The sequence below is a fragment of the Infirmifilum sp. genome (assembly GCF_049970975.1).
Lineage (GTDB): Archaea > Thermoproteota > Thermoprotei > Thermofilales > Thermofilaceae > Thermofilum > Thermofilum uzonense.
The window spans coordinates 1-4263 of sequence record NZ_JBMFLX010000110.1; the positions used below are offsets into that span (position 1 = coordinate 1).

General features: G+C 49.8%; 3 protein-coding genes. All 3 read left to right on the top strand.

The window, feature by feature from the left end; translation table 11 throughout:
- Positions 1–192 precede the first annotated feature (192 nt).
- The 3 genes from ACP5KC_RS09070 to ACP5KC_RS09080 all read left to right on the top strand — a co-directional run bounded on the left by ACP5KC_RS09070 (position 193) and on the right by ACP5KC_RS09080 (position 4113).
- Positions 193–474, top strand: a complete 282-nt coding sequence (locus ACP5KC_RS09070; protein ID WP_428287332.1) for a hypothetical protein — start codon at positions 193–195, stop codon at positions 472–474.
- A 73-nt stretch (positions 475–547) separates the two neighbouring features.
- On the top strand, positions 548–1045 hold the full coding sequence (locus ACP5KC_RS09075; protein ID WP_428287333.1) for a hypothetical protein: 498 nt from the start codon (positions 548–550) through the stop codon (positions 1043–1045).
- Between the two features lie 2 nt (positions 1046–1047).
- Complete coding sequence (locus ACP5KC_RS09080) at positions 1048–4113, top strand: Eco57I restriction-modification methylase domain-containing protein (RefSeq protein ID WP_428287334.1); 3066 nt, start codon at positions 1048–1050, stop codon at positions 4111–4113.
- Positions 4114–4263 lie beyond the last annotated feature (150 nt).

A 4263-nucleotide genomic window follows, 5' to 3' on the forward strand; every position in this document is an offset into this window, starting at 1 on the left:
GAGCCCAACGCCACGGGGCTCCCATCTGCGGACAGGTGCTTCAACCCGATGTTTATGGCCCCGACGACGTCCCTGTCTAAGATCAGCCCGTTCCGTAGCCTAGCTAACGAATTAATCCCCCATAATCCCCTTCTCGAGAGCTAGTTCCCTTGTTGCTGAAAGGTACATGAGGAGCCTTGTCCCATATGGCTTATGGGATTAAGGATGTCCAATATTGGATTATCAAAGGAGTGGGCGCTGAGGTGGCTGAGGGGCTCTATAGCGAGCTACATGAGGGGCAAGATCAGTCTACCTATGCTAATTGGGAGAGTAAAGAGGTGCATTGAATCATATGGCGTATCACCATCAGAAGTGGAGTCGCTGGCGCAATCCATAATCCTTGACCCAGGTCTGATGCTGGGAGGGCAGGAAGAGAGGCAGAAAGTGCTAGAACCACTCTTCAACTACCTCAGAGAGCTGAAGAAGAGCCCGTGAGACTGAGTGAAAATTACCAGCTGTTCGGGTTTTAAGGTAATTGCATGGAAATAAGGGCAGGGGTTGGCTAGGTATGCCGGCTAGGTATGCTAGTTTTGACGACGTGGAGCGCGACGTTCGAGCAGGCGTTTTCAGGAACGAGTCGGAGTTGAGGCAGGCTTTTGTTGAGGCTTTAAAAGAGGAGCTGAGGAGGGCTTGTCGTAGAGAGCTTGTAGATTATTACCTGATCCCAGCCCTAGATAGGTGTGTTAAAAGCGGGAGGCCCGACATAAGGGTGGCGAATCTAGTGCTCGAGGTCGAGCCCCCTGGAGCGGGGCTCAGGAAGGGGCGTGAGCAGCTCCTCAGGTACCTTAGGGAGTTGAGAGAAGCTGGTGCGGGCGTTGAGCTTCATGGAGTAGTACTAGACGGTCTTACGGCCGAGTACTGGGTGGTGGAGAGCTGGGGATCGGAGCCTGTGAGACAACGTGATGGTAGAATGGTTGATATTGTTAGGGATGCTGTACAGATTCTCTGCTCCGAGAAGGTACCGGTTGTTTTACCAGAAGACCTCGTTGAGATCTTCGGTGTTTAGCCTTGACAAGGCTTTCGCACCGCGTGATAAGGGCTTTGTATGACACGCTAAGCTGGTATAAGCAGAATGCCGGTGCCCCCGGAGCTCAGAGAGTTCTTAGCCTCCATAAATTGTGGGAAGAGCTCCACGCCCTTTCAATAAACATATCTAAGGAGGCGTGGGAGAAGTTTCAGGAGATAGCGAAGTCAATGGGAATAGCACTTAGTAGCGATAGGAGATGGCTGTTCCTATTTGCTGTTGAGACATACCTCAACATGGTCATCAGACTCATAGCACTCTCAAAGATGGGGAGAGCACCACGTGACATCCAAGACTACGTAAACGCAATTCGGGGGATGAGAAATGTATTCAGCCCCACGGTATTCGAGTGGGTTCACGATGCTGTAAACGATCCAAGCCTACATCCTATGGTTAAATCCAATCTAGAGGGATCCCTCAACACCCTAGTCTGGGTGGTCTACAACCTCAACCTACTGCCGGTATCCTTCGATACGTTCAGGGTTCTATACCAAGGCGTGCTACCTAGTGAGTCGCGGAAAAGCCTAGGAGAGTTCTTCACGGACGAGAGCCTAGTTAACGAGGTTCTTGACGCGGCAGGCTTTGGTTTAACATGCGATCGTATCAAGGAGGCTTATGAGAAGTGGAGGAGTGGGGAGCGCGTAGTCCTAGCCATAGATCCAGCTTGCGGTTCGGGGACTTTCCTAGTACAGGCTATTAGGAGAGTGTTCAAGTGCTTCGATGCAATTGGTAGGGTGCCCCCCGACATCCAGGAATTCGTATTGGATACCATAGTGGGGGTTGACATAAACCCGTTCGCTGTGGAGATGGCGAAACTCAATATCATGATTACGTTAGCGGAGGAGATGAGTAAGAGAGGAGCTCTGGCCGTACCCCGTAGTGTTAGAGTCTACTGGGCTGATAGCCTAGCTAGAGTTAGCAAGGGTAGGAAGCTGTACTATGATACCCTTAAGATATCGATACCAGCTTTAATGAAATTCGCTGGAACGAGTTCCATTGAAGTCCCAATCGCACCAGGCCTCCCTAGGGTTGACGTTCTAATAGATAGGGTGTTCCAGTACGCAGGGCAACCGAGTGGGCTTGCTCAACTCGAGTACTGGCTAAGAAACGCTATTGCAGGTACGGGGCTTCAAGCATATTACGATTATATCTTAAACGACTTGAGGATCCTCTATAATGTCATGGCCTCCATTCATAGGAGCGGTAATAGTAGGGTTGTGGAGCTTATAAAAAACGCACTCGTAGTCCAAGACCTCGTTGGGAAGTGCTTGTTCGTCATCGGGAATCCACCCTGGGTTAGGATACACGAGCAAGCACCCCACGTTAGAGACTACCTAAGGAGCAACTATAGGTGGGTTTCTCAAGGCTCCTCGTACAATCCCCAGTTCGCGAGAACAAGGATTCCATTTAGGGAGCAGTTCGACTACTCCGTAGCATTCCTCGAGAGGGGTCTAGAGTTCCTAGTTGATGGAGGAGTTCTGGGGTATGTCATCACATCTAAGATCCTTAGGTCGAGCTATGCTGGATTGATGAGAGAGGAGCTCCTAAACAACTACAAGATCATTGAGCTGAGAGACTACAGTCTCTACCCAAGACCATTATTCCAAGATGCTGTAAACTACCCGTTAATCATAGCAATAGAGAAGAGCAGACCTGGGAGCAACCACAGAGTGAGAATCCTAGTAGCGAATACAGCCGGGGATCTTAGGCAGTTCGATTTACCCCAGTCCGAGCTCCCACTAGAGAAGAGTAAACCTAGATCCCCGTGGGTCCTAGCACCAGAGCGCGTGGTTGGAGTTCTTAGGAGGCTACAAGGTCGCTCCAGGAGATTGGGTGACATCTACGAGGTTATGAGGGGTGTAATGACTTCTGCTAATGACATCTACCTAGGGTCTATTCACAGCTGTAGTGGTAACGTTATCCACCTAAAGCTTGAGAATGGGAGCATAGTAGATGTGGAGGAGGATCTACTACATGTAGTGGTTAGAGGAGAGGACATAGACCCCTTCAAGTATTCGTGGAGCTCGCTCATTATATTCACTCACGACACCAGCACTCTAGACCCGCTCTGGGATTCGGATCAACGACTAGTACTGAACACTCTTGGATTGCTTAGCCAGAATGTGAAAGCTAGGGCTGTTGGGAGATCCGTGGTATACGAGGAAAAGTTACCCCTTAAACCCCCACAAGCCGGTAGCTGTGTTCAAATTGCTAGGAGTAAGGTTGTCAGAGTGTTTAACACGTTAAGTAGGCAGGGTTTGGCTATCCAGCAAGCAACCCCCTGTGTGGTTAACGTTGGTTGCTGGAAGGTGCTGAGGGGCAATAATCCCGTCATAGACGTTAGCATTGAGGCACGCACAGATCAAAACTCATGTATTATCGAATACACCGTGTCGAATCTTAGAATACCTAATGCTCCAAAAGCTACACTACACTTCCTAAACAATCTGGACCGCTTGCTGGGGAGAGACGATTACAGAGCAAGTTTACCGCCATGGGCGATCTTCAGGGTAAGCCCGGACAAGTTCAAGGAGTACAGGATAGCGTGGCAGGAGAATGCTATGCACATTGAGGCGTCCTACCTACCATTAAAGGTTGATGTGGACGTTTGCGGTACGCGAGTCCGGAGGCTTCTGATCCCGCTACAAACGACATACTTCATAGTGGAGGAGGATGCTATCAGAGCGGTTAAACTTCTACTCTACTTTAACAGTAGGCTTGCCAGAAGTCTAGTTAAACTATGGGCTTGGAGTGCCAGAGGCGGGTACTACAGGCATGTATCCTACACAATGGGCCACCTCCCCATACCAGACCTCGGTAGACTCTGGATATGGATCCATGGGCTTGCAAAGCAGAGCCCGGATCTCAATATGGTAGCTAAGGACATCATGGAGAAACATGGAGAGGAGCTAGAGAGGGAGCTCATAGAAGATCTCAACATAACAGAGGAGGAGTACAATGAGCTGGTAGAGTATGGAAATTGGCTTAACGAGCACACTCCAACAACAGCCTTAGAGGGGGTGGAGCTCGGAGAAGAGGAAGAGAGCTAACTGGTAGCTAGTATAACACCTAGTATAACACCTTGAGCTCAATTTAGTAATAATATAGCTAGCCTTAGGGTGACCTTGACAACCCTTACCATCCTAGTCCTAATCCACTTTATCACCGCGCTACGGCTCACGCCGAGAACCCTAGCGAAC

Bases quoted from the DNA above. Each gene is read 5' to 3' on its own strand.
- ACP5KC_RS09070 (WP_428287332.1), top strand. From the start codon at position 193: ATGGGATTAAGGATGTCCAATATTGGATTATCAAAGGAGTGGGCGCTG.
- ACP5KC_RS09075 (WP_428287333.1), top strand. From the start codon at position 548: ATGCCGGCTAGGTATGCTAGTTTTGACGACGTGGAGCGCGACGTTCGA.